The sequence below is a fragment of the Methanomassiliicoccales archaeon LGM-RCC1 genome (genome assembly GCA_030168575.1).
GTDB lineage: Archaea > Thermoplasmatota > Thermoplasmata > Methanomassiliicoccales > Methanomethylophilaceae > Methanoprimaticola.
Genome location: CP115555.1, coordinates 688,119 through 706,483, shown reverse-complemented (window position 1 = coordinate 706,483; position 18,365 = coordinate 688,119). Strand labels below are relative to the sequence as shown.

General features: G+C 55.9%; 14 protein-coding genes and 1 tRNA gene. 1 reads left to right on the top strand and 14 read right to left on the bottom strand.

Going from position 1 to position 18,365, the window contains the following annotated elements; all coding sequences use genetic code 11:
• Positions 1–89: 89 nt before the first annotated feature.
• The gene (pyrF, locus tag PED39_03475; protein WII08276.1) at positions 90–734 is read right to left on the bottom strand and encodes an orotidine-5'-phosphate decarboxylase; all 645 of its coding nucleotides are present in this window, start codon (positions 732–734) and stop codon (positions 90–92) included.
• Positions 735–786: 52 nt separating this feature from the next.
• On the opposite strand from pyrF, the gene PED39_03470 reads away from it, so the two are divergent.
• Entirely contained in the window at positions 787–1,836 is a 1,050-nt protein-coding gene (locus PED39_03470) for a radical SAM protein (protein WII08275.1), read from the top strand.
• Between the two features lie 78 nt (positions 1,837–1,914).
• On the opposite strand, the gene PED39_03465 is transcribed toward PED39_03470, so the two are convergent.
• The 13 genes from PED39_03465 to proS all read right to left on the bottom strand — a co-directional run bounded on the left by PED39_03465 (position 1,915) and on the right by proS (position 18,365).
• Positions 1,915–2,343 (bottom strand): NusA-like transcription termination signal-binding factor, encoded by a 429-nt coding sequence (locus PED39_03465; GenBank protein ID WII08274.1) that lies wholly within the window; start codon positions 2,341–2,343, stop codon positions 1,915–1,917.
• A gap of 5 nt (positions 2,344–2,348) precedes the next feature.
• Positions 2,349–2,627, bottom strand: a complete 279-nt coding sequence (locus PED39_03460) for a 50S ribosomal protein L30e (protein WII08273.1) — start codon at positions 2,625–2,627, stop codon at positions 2,349–2,351.
• Positions 2,624–4,075 carry a DNA-directed RNA polymerase subunit A'' gene (gene rpoA2 / locus PED39_03455; protein ID WII08272.1) on the bottom strand — a complete coding sequence of 484 codons (1,452 nt, stop codon included), beginning with the start codon at positions 4,073–4,075 and terminating at the stop codon, positions 2,624–2,626. Before rpoA2 ends, PED39_03460 begins: the two co-directional genes overlap by 4 nt.
• Positions 4,076–4,077: 2 nt before the next feature.
• Positions 4,078–6,894 (bottom strand): DNA-directed RNA polymerase subunit A', encoded by a 2,817-nt coding sequence (locus PED39_03450; protein ID WII08271.1) that lies wholly within the window; start codon positions 6,892–6,894, stop codon positions 4,078–4,080.
• Positions 6,891–10,505: a DNA-directed RNA polymerase subunit B gene (locus PED39_03445; GenBank protein ID WII08270.1), complete on the bottom strand. Its 3,615-nt coding sequence runs from the start codon at positions 10,503–10,505 to the stop codon at positions 6,891–6,893. The genes PED39_03450 and PED39_03445 overlap by 4 nt, the downstream gene beginning before the upstream one ends.
• Positions 10,506–10,507: 2 nt before the next feature.
• Entirely contained in the window at positions 10,508–10,774 is a 267-nt protein-coding gene (locus tag PED39_03440) for a DNA-directed RNA polymerase subunit H (protein ID WII08269.1), read from the bottom strand.
• A gap of 113 nt (positions 10,775–10,887) precedes the next feature.
• Positions 10,888–10,964, bottom strand: a tRNA-Lys gene (locus tag PED39_03435).
• A gap of 120 nt (positions 10,965–11,084) precedes the next feature.
• On the bottom strand, positions 11,085–12,902 hold the full coding sequence (locus tag PED39_03430; GenBank protein WII08268.1) for an ABC transporter ATP-binding protein: 1,818 nt from the start codon (positions 12,900–12,902) through the stop codon (positions 11,085–11,087).
• Entirely contained in the window at positions 12,899–14,650 is a 1,752-nt protein-coding gene (locus PED39_03425; GenBank protein ID WII08267.1) for an ABC transporter ATP-binding protein, read from the bottom strand. The genes PED39_03430 and PED39_03425 overlap by 4 nt, the downstream gene beginning before the upstream one ends.
• Complete coding sequence (locus tag PED39_03420; protein ID WII08266.1) at positions 14,647–15,069, bottom strand: MarR family transcriptional regulator; 423 nt, start codon at positions 15,067–15,069, stop codon at positions 14,647–14,649. The genes PED39_03425 and PED39_03420 overlap by 4 nt, the downstream gene beginning before the upstream one ends.
• Before the next feature lie 67 nt (positions 15,070–15,136).
• Positions 15,137–15,553: a MarR family transcriptional regulator gene (locus PED39_03415; protein WII08265.1), complete on the bottom strand. Its 417-nt coding sequence runs from the start codon at positions 15,551–15,553 to the stop codon at positions 15,137–15,139.
• A 630-nt stretch (positions 15,554–16,183) separates the two neighbouring features.
• Complete coding sequence (locus PED39_03410; GenBank protein ID WII08264.1) at positions 16,184–16,957, bottom strand: methyltransferase domain-containing protein; 774 nt, start codon at positions 16,955–16,957, stop codon at positions 16,184–16,186.
• 4 nt (positions 16,958–16,961) lie between these two features.
• Positions 16,962–18,365 carry a proline--tRNA ligase gene (gene proS, locus PED39_03405; GenBank protein WII08263.1) on the bottom strand — a complete coding sequence of 468 codons (1,404 nt, stop codon included), beginning with the start codon at positions 18,363–18,365 and terminating at the stop codon, positions 16,962–16,964.

Here is an 18,365-nt window from a genome sequence, read left to right as displayed (position 1 = left end):
AGTCTCCGTCTTATGAATGGCGTTGATACTCGGTTAGATATTAAATCGTTTGTGCGTGTAATTTTTTTTATTATAATAAGGGACGGCGGTCAGAGGGCCGTCTTTATATCCTCGGCGAAGGCCTCCGCCGCTGACTTGGGATCGTCTGAACCGTAGATCGACCTGCCGACTATGGCGTAGGTCGCACCGGCCCTGATGGCATCGGATGCCTTGCCTCCTTGGGCTCCCACTCCGGGGGACAGGATCTTCAGGTCGCCGACCACGCTGCGGATGGCTGCTATCCTGTCAGGACGCGTGGCAGGTGCGATGAATCCCTTCGCCCCGCACTCCACTCCGAGCCTTGCCATCTCCTCCGCGTGCTGGGCGGTGAACATCTTCGCGCCGGGATGACTCATCTCCGTGACGGCGTAGATCTCCGCATCGCCTGCGGCCTCGACTGCTGCCTTCAGCGAATCGTCCCCGGTGAATGCATGGACTATGACGGCCGATGCCCCCCTGGAAACAGCGTTCTCGACGATGAGTTTCACGGTGTTCGGTATGTCCGCGACCTTGAAATCGCAGATGACATCGGAGAACTCAGACAGCTTCGTGATCATCTGCGGCCCTTCAGAAAGGACGAGGGGCCAGTTGATCTTGATGGCATCGACGATGCCGCTGACGGATTCCGCCACTTGCAATGCCTTCTTCCCGTCGGTCTCGTCCAGCGCGAGCACGAGTCTGCTGTCTGTCTTCATGCCCACTCTAACCACGACAGGGGTTATAAACCATCGGGCCGTACGTCAGCACATGATCAAGAAGATGGAGTGCGGTTCGGCATGTAACGGCCATGTGGCGGAAGGATGCGAGCACTGTATAAACGGATCCAAGATGGTCCTGCTGGTCACCGGCCAGTGCAAGTGGAACTGCTATTACTGCCCCGTCTCCCTTGAGAAGAAAGGCCTTGATGTGATCTACGCCAACGAGGCCAAGGTGTCCACCGACGAGGAGATCATCGCCGAGGCGGAATCTATGGATGCCACCGGTACCGGGATAACCGGAGGGGATCCCCTGCTGGACATCGACAGGACCCTCCACATGATCAGGCTCCTGAAGGATACATTCGGAAAGGACCATCACATCCATCTGTACACCGCGACATTCGACATTGACAAGGTGAAGAAGCTGGAGGAAGCCGGATTGGATGAGATCCGCTTCCACCCGATGATACCCATGTGGACCCATATGCAGGACACCTGCCTGAAGGACATCATCGCATCCACCGAGATGGATGTCGGCATCGAAGTGCCCGCGATCCCAGGGAAGGACGAGAAGCTCTCCGCTCTGGTGATGTACGCCGATTCGGTCGGCGTGAAATTCATCAACTTCAACGAGTTGGAATTCTCGGAGAGCAACTGGGGCATGATGGAGGAGCACTCCTTCGAGGTGAAGGACGACATATCCTCCGCTGTGTCCGGTTCCTACGAGACCGCAATGGCCGTGATGAAATCGAACAAGAAGGCCAACATTCACTTCTGTTCCTCGGCCTTCAAGGACGGAGTGCAGCTGAGGAAGAGGCTTATCCGCCGTGCGGAGCACATCTGCACCGACTATCAGGCGGTCACCGACGACGGCACCCTCGTGAGGGGCTACGTCTACGGAGGGGACCTGGATTCCATCGTCTCGAAACTGAGGGAACTCAATGTTCCAGATGAACTTTTTATCAAACTGGAGAACAAGGTCGAGGTAGCTCCTTGGATGCTCGAGGACATCGCCGACGACCTCGGTTTCAAATGCTACATCTCGGAGCAGTACCCCACAGCGGACGGCCTCGAGGTGGAGAGAACACCTTTGAATTGATTGTAAAAATAAGTGGTTTGAAGTAAGAGGTTTGAACTGATTCCCAAACCGCCGATAGGCAGATCGTAAGGGGGACCGTCAGTCCACGCTGATGCTCTGGATCTCGTGATGCCTGTTCACGATATCCCTGGCGATGCGCAGATTCTTGCCGGCCTTGCCTATCGCACGGCCCTTGAGCTTGGGATCGACTGTTATTGTCGCATGAGTGATGTTTCCGCGCTGCTCGATAACGACCTTCTGAGGACCGTAAATGTGGAATACGTTCTTGACGAACTGCTCGGGATCATCTGAGTACTCAACGACCTGGATGTTCTTTCCGGTCTTGTCCTTGAGCTTGATCACATGCTCCCCTTTCTTTCCGACAGCGACGTTGCCCTGTCCTTTCTCGACGACGAACACGAGCTTGTCCTCAGTGTCCATACAGTCGATGGCGTTTGCCTTGGTGATCTGCTCGAAGAGAGCGATGTACCTGAGCGTATCCTCGGTAAGTACGATATCTGCGGACATGTTCCTCACAGCGTTAAGATGTTGGAGCTACCTTTGTCAATGATTGCAAGGGCAGAGACCGAGAAAGGCTTTCCACACAGAGCACCGAGCTCCATGTTGTTTCCCTCGTAAATGTGAACCTTCACATTTGCGTCCTTAAGGTCCTTGCACGGACAGTTCCTTGCGATGATGATCATCTGTGCCTGTCCGGCCTTCACTGCTTTCAATGTCTGATCCAATCCGAACTGCACCTTTCCAGTGGTGATAGCGGATTTCAAAGCTCTGCTTATGTCTACTTCGCTCATTCTTTATCCCCCTTTTTCTTGGGTGTGTAAATAAGGTTTACAGCACCGGTACCTAAGGTGACCGGCTGTCCAACTATGATGTTCTCGGTAACTCCCTCAAGGTGGTCGACCTCTCCTACCATAGCTGCGTGCAGAAGGTGCGCGGCGGTGATCTCGAAAGCTGCCCTGGCAAGAACCGAGGACTTCTTTCCGGACACTCCGTGCCTTCCGATTGCCTTCACATAACCGTCGTTGGTCATGAGATCGGCGACAAGCATGATGTGACGGATGTCGACATCAAGACCTGCCTCTCCAAGGGTTCCCATCGCTTCGTGGATGATGGAGTTCCTGGCCGCCTCGATTCCGAGGACGTCCGCGACCTCCAGGATGCTGTTCGTCATGACGTTCGGAGCATCCACTCCCTCAACGTTGAGGACCTCTTTCAAGTTGCTTCCTTCCGTGACGATCTTCCAGTAGCCCTCTGTCTTGGACAGGACGGCCCTGTTGATTCCGTCGATACCTTTGATCTTCGCGGTCTTGACGGCGTCGTACATGGATTGTAATTTCTTGTATGAAGGCTCATCCGACTGGATCACGATGTCGTATCCAGACAGCTTGACCATTCCGCGAACGGCCTTGACCTTGTTGAGCCTGTCGACGAGCTCGTCCATCTCCAGGTGCCTATCTTCCATCTTGCGGACATCAGGCCTGACGATGAGCGTCATGTTGGTGATGTCCGTGTCGATGGTGGCGACGTCCAGGATGGAGGTCGTCTCGATGTTCGATGCGACGAGGCGTGCTACGCTCTCGTCCTGGGCTGCGATTCCCTCGAGAGGGATATCCATCGAAGGAGTGCTGGGGATGCGCCTTGCATCCACGATCTCGATCAGACGGGGCAGTCCCTGGGTAACGTTGATGTTAGCGACTCCAGCGTAGTGGAAGGTACGCATGTTCATCTGGGTACCGGGCTCTCCGATGGAGTGGGCCGCCATGACTCCGGCGGACTCGTTCTGGTCCATCATGTGCCTCTTGTACATGTCGTAGGCCTTGGTGAGCAGCTCCTTGCACTTGGCATCGCTTACCTCGTGTCCCTCGATGCGGGCCGCGATGTCCACGATGACCTTCATGGGCAGCTTGATCTCCAGCTTCTCCATGAATCCCTTGAGCCTGAGCTCGGTCTCGTTGTAGGTGTAGAAGTTAGTGATCTCCTCCATCACAGCCTTGACCTCAGGCTCCTCGTCCTTCTTCTTCTTGGATTTGGTGGCGGATGCCGTGCTCTTCTTGGTGGTGGATCCGACGCTGGAGAGGACGTACTTGGCCTCTTCCTCGTTGAGTCCGAGCTCCACGAGCTCCTCCTCGGATGCACGGGCGATGTCGCTCAGGGTGCTGAACTTGGTGAGGAGCAGTGTTGCGGTCTCCTCGCTGATGCTCCTGTTGAGCAGTGCCTTCATGGTGTCTTTCTTCGCCATTATCACTCACCTCCTCCATCGTAGTCGAGATCGAGGTCGTCCATGTCCTCTCCGTCTCCCTCTTCCTCGATGTACTCCATCTCGTCCTTCTCAAGGGATCCGTAGTCTCCTCCGACGTCCTTCTCGACTTCCTGGTTGAAGTTCTCCGCCTCGTCTCCGAAGACCTCGAAGAACAGGTCATCAAGATCGATGGCCTTACCCCTGACGGTCTTCGCAGGGTCGACTCCGTCCTCTCCGTACTTGAACTGGATGACGGTTCCCACGGTGTTCCTGACGGTTCCGTCGGACGTGAGCTTCAGGTCCTCCAGTGCCGAGACGAGCCTCCTCTGCATGTATCCGGACCTAGAGGTACGGACAGCGGTATCGACCAGTCCCTCTCTTCCTCCCATTGCGTGGAAGAAGAACTCGGTGGGTGTGAGTCCAGACTTGTATGAGTTGGAGCAGAAACCTCTGGCGTATGCACCGAGGTCTCCCTTCTCGAAGTGCGACAACGTCCTGTCCCAGTATCCTCTGGCCAGCCTCTCTCCACGGACAGCCTGCTGTCCGACACAACCTGCCATCTGAGACAGGTTGAGCATGGATCCACGGGCTCCGGCCTTGGCCATGATGACGGCGGGGTTGTCCATACCGAGGTACTTTCCTGCGATCGTACCTGCATCATCACGAGCCTTTCCGAGGACCTGCATGACGCTGACCTCCAGGGTCTCCCTGAGGGAACGTCCGGGCATCTGCTGGAGGGTACCGGAGCGGTACGAGTCCACCAGAGCGGTCACCTTGTCGATGCACTCCTGTGTGTTGTTGTTGATCTGCAGCGAGGCCTCCTTGGGGATATCCTCATCGCTGATACCGGTACTGAATCCGTGGTTCATCAGGGCACCGAGGGCGAGCCTTGTGACCTGGTTGATGAACAGGGCGGCCCTCTCGGAGCCGTAGTCGCGAGCGATACGGTCGAGGATCTTTCCCTTGCTGTTTCCGATCGCCTTGACGTCGATGGTACCGCAGACCAGCTCTCCGTTGCGGATGATGACGTATCCGTCGTTGGGGCAATTGCCCTTCTTGCACTCCGCCTGGTTGGTGCAGTTGCAGATGTTGGCCCTGAAGCTTGTGTTGAAGTCCTTGGGCAGGATAGTGCTGAAGAGCTGCTTTCCGGTCCAGTACTTCTCTCCGGTCTCCTCGTCCACCATGGGCTCGGGGAGGGGCACCTCGGGCAGCTTGAACATGATGTTTGCTGCCTCCTCTGCGTTGAAGCGGGGGTTGTTGTGAGTCAGGAAATACGCTCCTGTGATGTGGTCGTGGATGGCACCGATGATGGGTCCTCCGTACCTGGGGGACAGGATGTTCTCCTGGACCTGCATGATGATGCGTGCCTCGGCACGGGCCTCGTCGGACTGCAGGACGTGTAGGTTCATCTCGTCTCCGTCGAAGTCGGCGTTGTAGGGAGGACAGACGCACAGGTTGAACCTGAATGTCTTTCCCTCCATGACCTTGACGCGGTGCGCCATCATGGACATCCTGTGCAGCGAAGGCTGCCTGTTGAACAGGACGACATCTCCGTCGACGAGCTGTCTCTCGACCGTGTAGCCGATGTCGAGACCCTCTGCGACCTCTGCCGCATTCCTCTCTGTGACCCTGATCTTCCTTCCATCGGAACGGATGACGTAGTTCGCTCCGGGGACGTAGGGGAAGTTCAGCTGGTCCTCCATCGGACCGCGCCTGACGATCTCCCTGACCTTCTCGATGTTGTACTGGTTGACACGGAGGGGGACTGTGAGCTCCCTTGCCGCGAACGTGGGCACTCCGACATCGTTGATAGAGAGCAACGGGTCGGGCGAGATGACGGTACGGGCCGAGAAGTTGACACGCTTTCCGGACAGGTTGGATCTGAAACGTCCCTCCTTACCCTTGAGCCTCTGCTCAAGTGTCTTGAGGGGACGTCCGGACCTGTGCCTCGCGGGAGGGATTCCGGATGTCTGGTTGTCAAAGTATGTGGTGACGTGATACTGGAGAAGCTCCCACAGATCCTCTACGATCAGCTGGGGTGCTCCTGCGTCACGGTTCTCTCTGAGCCTCTGGTTGATCCTGAGGACGTCGACCAGCTTGTGGGTCAGGTCATCCTCGGACTTGTCACCGGCCTCCAGTGTGATGGAGGGCCTGACGGACACGGGAGGCACTGCGAGGACTGTGAGCACCATCCACTCGGGCCTGCATGTCTCGGGGTCGATTCCCAGGGCCTTCAGGTCATCGTCGGAGATCCTCTCGAGCCTCTCGCGGACCTCCTTGGGTGTGAGCTTGTGGTTGTCCTCGACCTCCCTGAATGTGGTGGGCTTGTCGAGCTTGATCTTGATCTGCGTCTCGTTACAGTAGGGGCAGACGGTCTTTCCGGATGCATCCTTGGCGGTGTCCTTCGTGAAGAGCTTCTTCTCGATGGTTCCTCCTCCGAGCTCCTCCATCTTCTCCATGCTGTCCATACGGTCCTTGATCTGCTCCTCGGAAAGCATGAGCCTTCCGCACTTGCAGCATGTGGACTCGAGAAGCATCTTGATGTCCTTGATGAATCCGACGTGGATTACGGGCAGGGCGAGCTCGATGTGTCCGAAGTGTCCGGGACACTCGTCGACCTTGCATCCGCAGGTCTTACAGCGGATTCCGGGTTCGATAACTCCCATGTGGGGGTCCATCAGTCCGCCGGGGTAGGGGTAGCCCTCGTCGTTGTACGTGTCGGGGGTGATGACCTTGATGGCGGACATCTTCCTGATCTCCTCGGGGGAGAGGCAGGAGAACTTGATCGAACCGATCCTCTTCGTGATTCCGTATGTCATTTCAAATCCTCCAGCTGAAGCCTCATGGCCACACCAAGGGACAGGAGCTCATCCATCAGTAGCTTGAAGGCGTAGGATGTCTGAACCTGGTAGATGTTTGTATTATTCTTACAGACAGGACAGTAAAGGGAACCGTGCCTGTCCATGATTGCGATGTGTCCGCAGGACGGGTTGCCGCAGATCCACTGCTGCGTTCCGTCGGACTCGTCGAGGAGACGGTCCTTGATGACCATGGATACTCCGTGACCGATCAGACAGTCACGCTCCATCTCTCCGAACCTGAGACCTCCCTGCCTGGAACGTCCCTCGGTAGGCTGCCTGGTGAGGATCTGCACGGGTCCCCTGGACCTGACGTGCATCTTTCCGCTTACCATGTGGTGCAGCTTCTCGTAGAAGATGACTCCTGTGTAGACGTCGGCCTGGATCATCTTTCCGGTCCTTCCGTCGTACATGATCTCCTTTCCTGTGTCCTTGAATCCGTTCCTGACGAGGCCGTCACGGATGGACTCCTCGTTCTCTCCGGAGAAGGCGGTACCGTCGATGAAGCGTCCCTCCATCGATCCGACCTTACCGGCGATCATCTCGAGCACGTGACCGATGGTCATACGCGACGGGATACCGTGGGGGTTGACGACCAGATCGGGTGTGACTCCGTCGGCCGTGAAGGGCATGTCGCACTGGTCGACGAGCCTTCCTACGACTCCCTTCTGTCCGAACCTCGAACAGAACTTGTCTCCCAGCTCGGGGATCCTCTGGTCCCTGACCTTGACACGTACGAGCTTCCTTCCGTCAAGGTCCTCGGTGATCATGACTGAGTCGACGTATCCGCTCTCTCCGTGCCTGACTGTGACGGATGTCTCCCTCCTCTTCTGAGGAGTGAGGAAGTCTGTCTCCTCCTCGTTGAACCTGGGAGGCGATGTCTTTCCGACGAGAACGTCGGAGCTTCCGACCTGAGAACCGGGCAGGATGAGACCGTCCTCTCCGAGCATGGAGTACTTGTCCTCCTCACGTGCACCGGTGACGTCAGGCTGAGGGATCTCGAACGCATCCTCGGTTCCTCCGGGGTAGCGGTGCTCCTCTGCGGAATAGGACCTCAGGAATGTCGATCTTCCGAGTCCCCTCTGCACGGAGCTCTTGTTCATGACGAGCGCATCCTCGATGTTGTATCCATGGTAGGACAGGACAGCGATACAGAAGTTCTGTCCTGCGGGCCTGTGCTCGTAGTGCATGTAGTTCATGGTCTGTGTGTAGACCATGGGCCTCTGGGGGTAGTGCATCAGGTGACCCCTTGTGTCGGGCCTGATCCTGTAGTTGGAGCACGCGATTCCCAGAGCCTGCTTTCCCATTGCCGCACCCATTGTGACACGGGGTGCGGAGTTGTGCTCGGGGTAGGGAACGATACCGCATCCCACTCCGATGATGATCATGGGGTCGACCTCCATGTGGGTGTACTTGGGGTCGAGCTTGGTGGGGACGACGAACTCATCCTCGCACCACTTGCACTTCAGGACGACATCTCCCTCTTTTCCGGGGTTCATCCAGTCGGCGTCCATGGGTGAGAGGGCGTGGTTACAGCAGGGGCACCTGCTGGGCACGTCGTAAGCGTCGACGAGGACGAGAGCGTCCTCCTCTTCCTCTGCATCGATCCACTCGATGATTCCCTCGCGGAACAGGTCGTTCCATTTGATCTTCTCTTCACGGATGTTCTCGATGTGCTTCCTTGTGAGCGCGAGCCTTCCGTTCTTCACGATGAGCAGGGGCCTTCTGAGACGTCCCTCATCGCAGTTGATGATGACCTCGTTGGTCTCCTGGTCGAAGCGGACGTTGATCTCGCCCGAGATGAGACCGCATCTCCTGCGCTCCCTGATCTCGCTGACCAGCTTCTTGGCGTCCTCGTGGACACCGACAAGGTCCCCGTTGACGAAGATACGTGTCTCGTCAGCGGACTTGACAGATTTGATTCCGAGCTCCCTGAGCATCCACCTGATGTCCATCTCCGGGATTCCCTCGGAGATCTCGATGATCAGTGCGGCGTTCTTCACCAGACCGCAGTTCTGTCCCTCAGGCGTCTCCGAGGGGCACAGCCTTCCCCACTGTGTGGGGTGAAGGTCACGGGCCTCGAAGTGGGGCTGACTCCTCGTGAGCGAGGAAGTGACCCTCCTGAGATGCGACATGGCGGACAGGTTGGATGTCCTGTCGAGAAGCTGCGATACTCCTGCACGTCCTCCGACCCAGTTTCCTGTGGCGAGGGCGTGGATGAGCTTGTGCGTCAGAAGCTCTGTCCTGATCGAGGAACGGATGGAGTTGATGTCGAACTTCTCGTTCTTCTTCCTTCCCCAGTTCCTCTCGATCTGGTACTTCAGGTCCTTCATGAGGCTGCTGAAGCTTGTCCTGAAGAGGTCCTCCATGAGGTCACCGGACAGCTTGAGCCTCTTGTTGGCGTAGTGGTCCTTGTCGTCCTCGTTCCTCTTCTCCAGAGAAAGCTCAAGGACTGAACGGGCCACACGGCCGAGGAAGATGGCTTTCTTCTTCCTGTCCTCGTATGTGTCTCCCAGGTGGGGGAGCAGCGAGCGGTCCAGGATGGATTCGACCTTCTTCGTCCTGTACTCCTTCGCCTGACCGGCGGCGAAGTTCCTCTCAAGGAACAGGATGGCGTCTTCCGTTGTGTGGAATCCATTGGGGGCGTACGTCTTCTTGTCGTATGCCGCCTCGATGTTAGCGTAAACTGTGTTGGCCATGAGGTCGTCGGAGACGATGGTCTCGTAGATCTCCTGATCGGACTCCATTCCCAATGCCTTCATCAGTGCGATGAGGGGGATGGATCCGGAGACAGCGGGGACGGATACTGAGAGCATTCCGTCCTTCTTCTTCTCCACGAGGGTCAGAGCGCGGTATCCGTCCTTCTGTGAGAAGACCTTGGCAACTTCGACTGCCGCGCCGTATTTCTCGTTGTATTCGACCATGACCCTGTTGGGTGCGAGGTCCTCGAGCGTGATGAGAACCCTCTCGGTTCCACCGACGATGAAGTATCCTCCGGGCTCCCTGGGGTCCTCTTTCTCCTTGACGAGCTCCTCCTCGTATTCCTCGGGGGTGAGCTGACGGTCGAGGTGGTGTTCCAGATTGTCCTGGTATAGGCTGCATCCCTTGGACTTGACCATGATGGGTAGGTCTCCGACCCACAGCCATCCGGATGCCTCGGGAGCATCTGATTCCTGCCCGTCCTCGATGATCTCGAAGAAGACCTCGACACGGGAGGCGTAATTGAACTTTCTGAGCCTGGCCTCCATGGGAGTGGTCCAGTGCTCGCATCCGTTGGCCTCTTTCACATAGGGCTCTCCAACACGGATGGTCGGTCTAGCGTTGACATCGATGTGTCCGTCCTCGTCCCTCTTCCTTCCCAGGCGGATCTCGATGTTCCTGCCTCCGGTGCGCTCGGGATCGAGCTTGATGATTCCACGGGACGCGTCGTCCGTGGGGACCCTGATGTCGTCGACGATCCTCTGCATCCTGCTGTTGGGGTTGTCCTCGGATGCGAGGAAGTCGTTGAAGGACGAGAGGTGGTGGTTCACGATGTTGTGTTCCGAGAAATAGAGCTGTACTAGGTCCCTCATGCTCATCCCCTCGTTACGAGCCTGTACGCCACGAATTCCTGGGCGGTCTTGCTCTTCCTTACGATCTTGATCACACGACCCTCTTCGATGGGACCGTGAATGCTTTCCAGGACTTTGACTCCTGGATCACTTTTTCTTATCTTGGGGAGCTGCTCCAGTTTGATTCCCTTTCTGTCGAGAACCGCCTGTGCCTCTTCCTCTGACAAGAGGTGATGCTCGGGCACTAGACAGTGCCTGAGAACATTGAACGAGATGTTTTCTGTTGCCAAGTTTTCACCTACTTTTTTTCCAGACCGGTCATCTGGGGAAGACGTTTGGATTTGAGAAAAAGTGTGTGCCTTTCCTCATACTTGATCTGCCGTCGATCTCTCATGAAGTCCATTGGCGGGCCTGAAGGGATTCGAACCCTTGACAGCCTGATTAAAAGTCAGGTACTCTACCTAGCTGAGCTACAGGCCCTTATGGATAGCTTTCAAGCTTGTAATTCGGGTGCAATATATACTATTATAAAAAGGATTGCTCCCCTATAAGGCGCGTTTCTATTACTTATAGGGGAGGATGGCATAAAAACCATCGTTTTCAGTCCATTTCCGTCTCCTCGAACTGACTATCGTACAATTCCTCGTAGAAGCCGCCCTTGGCGAGAAGCTCGTCATGGGTACCCTGCTCGATGATGCTTCCGTTCCTCATCACGAGGATGAGATCAGAGTTCTTGATGGTCGAGAGCCTATGGGCGATCACGAACGACGTCCTGTTGGAGGCCATCTTGTCCATGGCCTCTTGGATGATCATCTCAGTCCTGGTGTCGACGGAGCTCGTCGCCTCGTCGAGGATAAGCATCGGAGAGGTGTCCAGCATGGCCCTGGCGATGGTTAGCTGCTGCTTCTGTCCGGCTGAGAGGGTATCGTTCTCTGTGAGCACGGTGTCGTATCCCTCCGGCAGGCTGGTGATGAAGTGGTGTATCCCCACTGCTCTGCAGACCTCCTCCAGCTTCTCGTCGGGGATCCCTTCCCTGCTGTAGACCAGGTTCTCCCTGATCGTTCCCCCGAACAGCCATGTGTCCTGGAGGACCATGCAGAACTGCTCGTGGATGTTCTCCCTGGTGAGGTCCTTGACCGACACGCCGTCGATGAGGATGTCCCCGCTGTCCACCTCGTAGAACCTCATGAGGAGGTTGACCATGGTGGTCTTTCCTGCACCCGTGGGGCCGACAATGGCGACCTTCTGTCCAGGCTTGACCTCGGCCGAGAACCCGTGAATGACCTCCTTGCCGGGGACGTATCCGAAGTGGACGTCCCTGAACTCTACATGCCCCTTTGAATTGATAGTCTGGCTCTTATGGGATTCGTCCTCGAATTCGGGCTCATCTAGGAACCCGAAGATCCTCTCTGCGGCGGCTGCCACTGACTGCATGACGGTCAATCCCTGCGACATCTGCTGCAGTGGGTTGGTGAACAGCCTGATGTAGATCATAAACGCGACGATCGTTCCGATGTCCGTCGTTCCGTCGAGGACCATGATGGCTCCGACTACACACACCGCGACGTATCCGAAGTTGCCGATGAAGTTCATGATGGGCATCATCGTCCCTGCCAGGAACATGGCCATGAAACCGCTGTGCTGGAGGTTGCCGTTGATCTCGTCGAACTCCTTCCTGGCCCTCTTGTCGCCGTTGTAGGTCCTGACGATCTCATGATTGGTGTAGGTCTCGGTGACATGACCGTTCATGGCTCCGAGGTAATTCTGCTGTGCCTCGAAGTACTTCTGCGATCTGGACATGATGAGTATCATCAGGACGAAACCGATTGCAGTTGAGAGCACGGCGACACCGGCCATGGTTAGATTGGTGATCATCATCATGATCAGCGATCCGAGGAACTGCGTGATGGCCACGATCATCGTGCTGACGCTGCGGTTAGTGTCCTGGCCTAGGGAATCCGCATCGTTGGTGACGCGGCTCATCAGATCTCCGGATTTCGCACTGTCGAAGTATCTCAACGGGATACGGTCTATCTTCCTAGAGATGTCGTTAGGAAGGTTACCTGCAGTCCTCTGGGCGATTGTGGCCATTATCAGACCCTGGACCACCGATATGATGGCGCTGGAAGCATAGAGGATGGTCAGCCATACCGCGATGGCCACGATGCCCTCCATGTCTATGTCGCCGGTGAACAGACCGTCCTTGATCAGGTTGGTCATATCGCTGAGCATGTTGGGGCCCAGCAGGGTCAGTGCTGTTCCCAAGATGGCGAAGATGACCGCTATGATGAAGAGCACCTTGTACCTTCCCATGTATTGGAACAACCTGCTCCAGGCCGCTTTGAAATCCTTAGGCTTCTCGGTCGGCATGCCGGGACCCTGCCTGTTCCTTCTGTTGCGACGTTCCTCGGCGTTCATCTTACCAGCTCCTCCTCTGAAAGTTGTGAACTGGCGATCTGATGGTAGACCTCGCAGTCCCTCAGAAGGTCTTGATGCCTTCCCATGCCGACGATCCTGCCCTCGTCCAGGACGATTATCTTGTCGGCATCCATTATGGTACCTATCCTCTGCGCGACTATTATCGTGGTCACGCCAGCGGTCTCCTTCTTCAGCTTGGATCTGAGGATGCGGTCCGTCTTGTAATCCAGGGCGGAGAATGAATCGTCAAAGATGTAGAACTCGGGCCTCTTGCACACGGCACGCGCTATGGAGAGACGCTGCTTCTGGCCTCCCGAGAGGTTCGTTCCTCCCTCGGCGACGCTCGCCTCATACTGGCCCTCGGCCCTCTCGACGAAGTCCGTCCCCTGAGCTATGGACACGGCCTTCTTCACATCGTCCATATCGCGCTGGTCCTCGGTATCCCCGTAGTTCACGTTGGATGCTATGGAACCGGCGAACATCACCGCTTTCTGGGGAACGTATCCGATCTTCCTGTGGAGAGCGTCCAGATTGTACTCCCTGACGTCGATTCCGTCGATGGTTATGCTTCCCTCGGTGACGTCGTAGAAACGGGGGATCATCTTCACCAATGTGCTCTTACCGGAGCCGGTGGAACCGATGATGGCCACAGTCTCCCCCTTCTTGGCGTCGAACGATATGTCCGTGAGCGAGTCCTGAGGAGATTCCGGGTACCTGAAGGACACATTCCTGAAGGACAGCTGTCCCTCCTGCCCCTCGTTGCCTTCATCCCTTCCGCCGTCCGTGACGGTAGGCTTCACATTCACAACCTCGTCGATACGCCTGGCGGATACCAGAGCGCGAGGCAGGACGATGAAGACGATGATCAGCATCATGAACGCCGCTATGACCTGCATTGCGTAGGACGAGAACACGATCATGTCCGAGAAATCTGTCAGTCTGTCCTGAAGGGTAGGTGCGTTCGAGATGATTATCGCACCCATCCAGTAGATGCCGAGGCTGAGCATGCTCATGACCGTCATGATCGTCGGTGCCAGGAAGGCCATCGCACGGGTGACCGACACATGGGTGTCGGTAAGCTTATTGTTGGCTGCGCTGAACTTGGCCTCCTGATATCCCTCGGCGTTGTAAGCATGGATGACACGGATCCCTGAAAGGCCCTCCTTGGTTATGCGGTTCACGTCATCGTTCATCCATTGGATCTTCTTGAAACGGGGGAAGGTGAACCAGATAATGACCGCTATACATGCGATCATCACCAATAGGGCGATGAGGGTGACCTCTACCCAGCCAATGTTCTTGGTGCTGATCTTCATCAGCGCCATAACAGCCATCATCGGAGCTCTAATCATAACCATGAGACCGATGATGAAGGCCATCTGCACCTGGTTCACATCGTTGGTGGAACGGGTGATCAGACTGTAGATGGAGAACTTGTTTATCTCTGCTGAAGAGAAGGTCTCCACGTTCTCGAACTGTCTCTTGCGCATGGCCTTTCCCATATTGGTCCCGATGTAGGCCGTGATCAATCCGACGATGACGGCGGATATCAGACTGCCCAGGGCGCAGCCCATCATCCAGACACCTTCATCAAGAACATCCTGTCCTGTTCCTCCGGTGGTCATTATAGTGGTGATGTTTGCCATGTATCCGGGTATCTCAAGCTCCAGATACACCTGTATGTAGACCAGAACTATCGTAACGGCCAGGAGCGCCCAGTCGATCTTCCTGAAGTAATTGAATATCATGCCTGGGCCTCCCTGATCTTCTGCGATATCTTACGGATGATGGAATCCATGGCATCCCTCTCCTCAGAGGTAAGATCCTCCAGAAGATGCGCCCAGGCTTCATCCACGATCCCCTTCACCTTTGCACTGGTCCTCTCTCCCTCTTCGGTAAGCCTCAGGCTGTATGCGTGGCCGGAGGCTGTGTTCTCCACCAGACCTTTCTCTATGAGGTCGGTGACCGTGCGGGTGACATGGGATTTGTCCACCGAGAGAAGTTCAGAGAGTTCCTTGAGGGTTGCACCTTCGTGATGATGGATTGCTCCGAGGAACTGGGCCTCGGCGACTGTCACGCCGAGTTCCTGGAATCTGCCTGCAGTGACCCTGTCCAGATATGTCTTTATCATCCTGGGGCCGCAGGAAGGGTTAACCGTGATTTCCATGGAGGCGGTTGAGTCCTCAACTTTTATTTAAACTTGAGTCCGAGGCATACGGCCAGGACGAAAAAAATCAGTCTTCGCTGATGACTTTGAAGATCTTCTCCATGATGACATGCATGGTCTCCCTTTCCTCGGGGGTGAGGCTCCCGTACAATCCTTGGAGCGCATCGTCTGTAACCTTCCATGCGCGGTGCGACAGGTCCTTGCCCTTCTCGGTGAGTACGAGGGAGTATTGATGGCCCTCCGCAACATTCTCTACCAGACCGTCCTGTATCAGCTTGTTGACCATCCTGGTCGTATGGGCCTTGTCGACCAGCATCATCTCCGAGAGACCTTTGAGCGATATGCCCTCATTGTGACCGATCTTCATTAGGAAGGCAGCACTTGACGGTGTTATGCCGATCTTCTCGAGCTCCGGAGAGGTGACCCTGTCCAGATAGGACTTCACCAACCTTGGTGTAAGAACGTGCTCGATGCTGCCGTGCATACTTTCACAACCCCCTCGGGATATATAAAGCGAGTCTTTAGGCACTATAATTCGGCGACGATATTCTATATAGTAAATGAAAAAATCATACCTCGTCAGGGTAGAAGTCCGACCATGGAGGACTTCTCCTGGTTGGGCTATCAACCTTGATACCGTCTTTGGAGGTCCACAAGAATGGATGAAGAAGATGGGCCAAGGGATGTATAGTTCCACCTTGCGTCCCTGGCCCTAGAGATAGGTCGGTTTCTGATCGACCTAGCGATACTGGTGCTCGCCATTAGTGAGTACCTGTCGTGAGCGGAATTAACCGCACAAACCTCTTCCCCTTCGGGGAGGAGGTCTCTAGGTTATCTCAGAACCTAATTGTTCTAACATCTGAGAAGTATTTATTGTTACGCTCAAGAGAATAGTGACGGGCCAAGGGACAATAGTTTCCAGCTGGCGTCCCTGGCCCTAGAGATAGGTCGGTTTCTGATCGACCTAGCGATACTGGTGCTCGCCATTAGTGAGTACCTGTCGTGAGCGGAATTAACCGCACAAACCTCTTCCCAATTCAGAGGATGTCTTTAGGTCTATCATCACCTAACCATTCAGACAAATTGTGAAGTATAAATGACTATACCTAGGAATTCACATTCGTGCCGTTTTGCGGGCGAAGATTAGGTACCCTGTGTGTCCGAGCATCTCGAACGAAGGCCTCACTCCTCCAGGGTGTACCTCAAGGCCGCGCTGCATGTTCTCCAATGCATGCACGTCACTGTATCCATGCTCCCTCAGGGCATTGACGATGGATTCCGCCTGATTCATGTTGGGGACGTATGCACAGAGCCTTCCTCCGGCCCTCAGATGCTTCTCGAGATTGTCAAGGGCGAGCCACGGGTCGGGCATGTCCATGGTCAGCGCATCGGCCTTCCAATCGACATCCACGTTCATCTCCCTGGCATCGCCGATCTGGTAGGACCAATATTTGTCCAGACCGACCCTGGCCGTGTTCTTCTTGACCCTTAGGGCGTTCTCCTCCTTGAGTTCTAGAGTGAGTACCTGTCCAGTGGGTGCCACGGAATGGAGCAGGGCGGTGGTGAGCCCTCCGGATCCAGCTCCGACCTCGATGACCCTGTCGCCTGCCTTGATGTCGCAATGCAGAAGGATGGTCGCAGCGTCCTTTGGGGTGATGACCTGAGCACCCCTGTCCAGGGACTCCATGAGCTCCAGCACTCCGGGTCTGAAAACCCTGTACTCACGACCGACTATGGTGACCGAGTCCCCTTCCTCTAAGTCCTTGAACCTGGAACCGTCGACCGTACCCAGCGACTGGACCTTCATCATACCGTCTGCGACCTTGAGCCATATCCTCTTCCCGGAGGCGTCCTCCAGATAGATCAGCTCATTCTCAGCGAAAGCCATGAGATCACATCGTGTGTGCGGCGTAAGCGGGTGAATCCGTATCCTTTCCGCACATTATGCACTTGCCCTTGAACTCCTCTTTGAAGTAGGGTCTTCCCAGGATCTTGAAACCGGTTATGTCCTCGAACTTGTGGCCGCACTCGTCGCATCCGCACCATCCGAACCTGAGGATCTTGTCCTCAGGGATGTTCTCAAGGGAATCGATGTCCTGGGTGCGCTGTTTCTGTATCTCGTTTGCCTTGTTGAACATGCAGTCCGAGATATCATCAAGGAGCATCTGGACTCCGGGAACGAGGTTGGCAACGTCGATGGTTCCCTTCTCCCCGGAATCCCTCCTGAAGAACGAGACCACCTTGTTCTCTATGTCGCGTCCTCCGAGCTCGAGCCTCAGCGGGACACCTTTCATCTCCCACTCGTAGTACTTGGCACCGGGACGGTCGTCACGGTCGTCGAACTCGACCCTGAATCCTGCCTTGGACAGGATGGCCTCCATCTCCCTGGCGGCTGCCATCACGGTCTCCTGGTTGTCCTTCTTGAAGATGGGGATCAGGACGATCTGGTAGGGTGCTATTCCGGGAGGCATGATAAGGCCCTGGTCATCGCCGTGCACTCCGATGAGCGCACCGACCAGCCTCTCGGACATGCCGTAGGTGGTCTGATGGACGAACTTGTGCTCCCCGTCCTTGTCCTCGTATGTGATCTCGTAGGGCTCGGAGAAGTTCGTCTTGTAGTGGTGGATTGAACCCATCTGGAGGGTCCTTCCGTTGGGCATCGACGTGTCGATACCGACGGTGTAGTACGCTCCGGGGAACTTGTCCCACTCGGTACGTACGAGGAGTGTGTACGGGAGGCAGATCTTCTTCGCGATCCTGGCGAGGATCTCGATGTCCTCGTCGATCTGCTTCTGGGCGTCATCGTAATCGGTGTGGCAGGTGTGCGACTCGAAGAAGTGGATCTCGCGCACCCTTATGAAAGGCCTGGTCTGCTTGGTCTCATAACGGAAGGTGTTGACGATCTGATATGTCTTCAGCGGGAGGTCCTGGTGAGACCTGATCCACAGTGCGAACATAGGGTACATGGCAGTCTCGGATGTGGGCCTTACGACGAGCCTCTCGTCGAGCTCGTCCAGTCCCGCATGGGTGACCCAATAGACCTCGCTGTCGAATCCCTTGATGTGCTCCTTCTCCTTGGCGAACTGACTCTCGGGGATGAGCAGGGGGAAGCAGACCTCGTCGTGCTTCGTTGCGTCGAACTCCTCGCGTATGTAGGAATCGATCTGCCTCATGATCCTCCATCCATAGGGAGTCCAGACGTTCATTCCCTTGATGGGGTACCTCTTGTCCGAGAGCCCTGCCTTCTCGACGATGTCGAGATACCACTCAGCGAAGTTGTCTTCCTTGTTGGACAT

What these genes read in the sequence shown, in the direction of transcription:
- proS (WII08263.1), bottom strand. Translation starts at nt 18,365, where the DNA reads ATGTCCAACAAGGAAGACAACTTCGCTGAGTGGTATCTCGACATCGTC.
- PED39_03425 (WII08267.1), bottom strand. Translation starts at nt 14,650, where the DNA reads ATGATATTCAATTACTTCAGGAAGATCGACTGGGCGCTCCTGGCCGTT.
- PED39_03450 (WII08271.1), bottom strand. Translation starts at nt 6,894, where the DNA reads ATGACATACGGAATCACGAAGAGGATCGGTTCGATCAAGTTCTCCTGC.
- PED39_03420 (WII08266.1), bottom strand. Translation starts at nt 15,069, where the DNA reads ATGGAAATCACGGTTAACCCTTCCTGCGGCCCCAGGATGATAAAGACA.
- pyrF (WII08276.1), bottom strand. Translation starts at nt 734, where the DNA reads ATGAAGACAGACAGCAGACTCGTGCTCGCGCTGGACGAGACCGACGGG.
- PED39_03465 (WII08274.1), bottom strand. Translation starts at nt 2,343, where the DNA reads ATGTCCGCAGATATCGTACTTACCGAGGATACGCTCAGGTACATCGCT.
- PED39_03430 (WII08268.1), bottom strand. Translation starts at nt 12,902, where the DNA reads ATGAACGCCGAGGAACGTCGCAACAGAAGGAACAGGCAGGGTCCCGGC.
- PED39_03460 (WII08273.1), bottom strand. Translation starts at nt 2,627, where the DNA reads ATGAGCGAAGTAGACATAAGCAGAGCTTTGAAATCCGCTATCACCACT.
- PED39_03415 (WII08265.1), bottom strand. Translation starts at nt 15,553, where the DNA reads ATGCACGGCAGCATCGAGCACGTTCTTACACCAAGGTTGGTGAAGTCC.
- PED39_03410 (WII08264.1), bottom strand. Translation starts at nt 16,957, where the DNA reads ATGGCTTTCGCTGAGAATGAGCTGATCTATCTGGAGGACGCCTCCGGG.
- PED39_03445 (WII08270.1), bottom strand. Translation starts at nt 10,505, where the DNA reads ATGAGGGACCTAGTACAGCTCTATTTCTCGGAACACAACATCGTGAAC.
- rpoA2 (WII08272.1), bottom strand. Translation starts at nt 4,075, where the DNA reads ATGGCGAAGAAAGACACCATGAAGGCACTGCTCAACAGGAGCATCAGC.
- PED39_03470 (WII08275.1), top strand. Translation starts at nt 787, where the DNA reads ATGATCAAGAAGATGGAGTGCGGTTCGGCATGTAACGGCCATGTGGCG.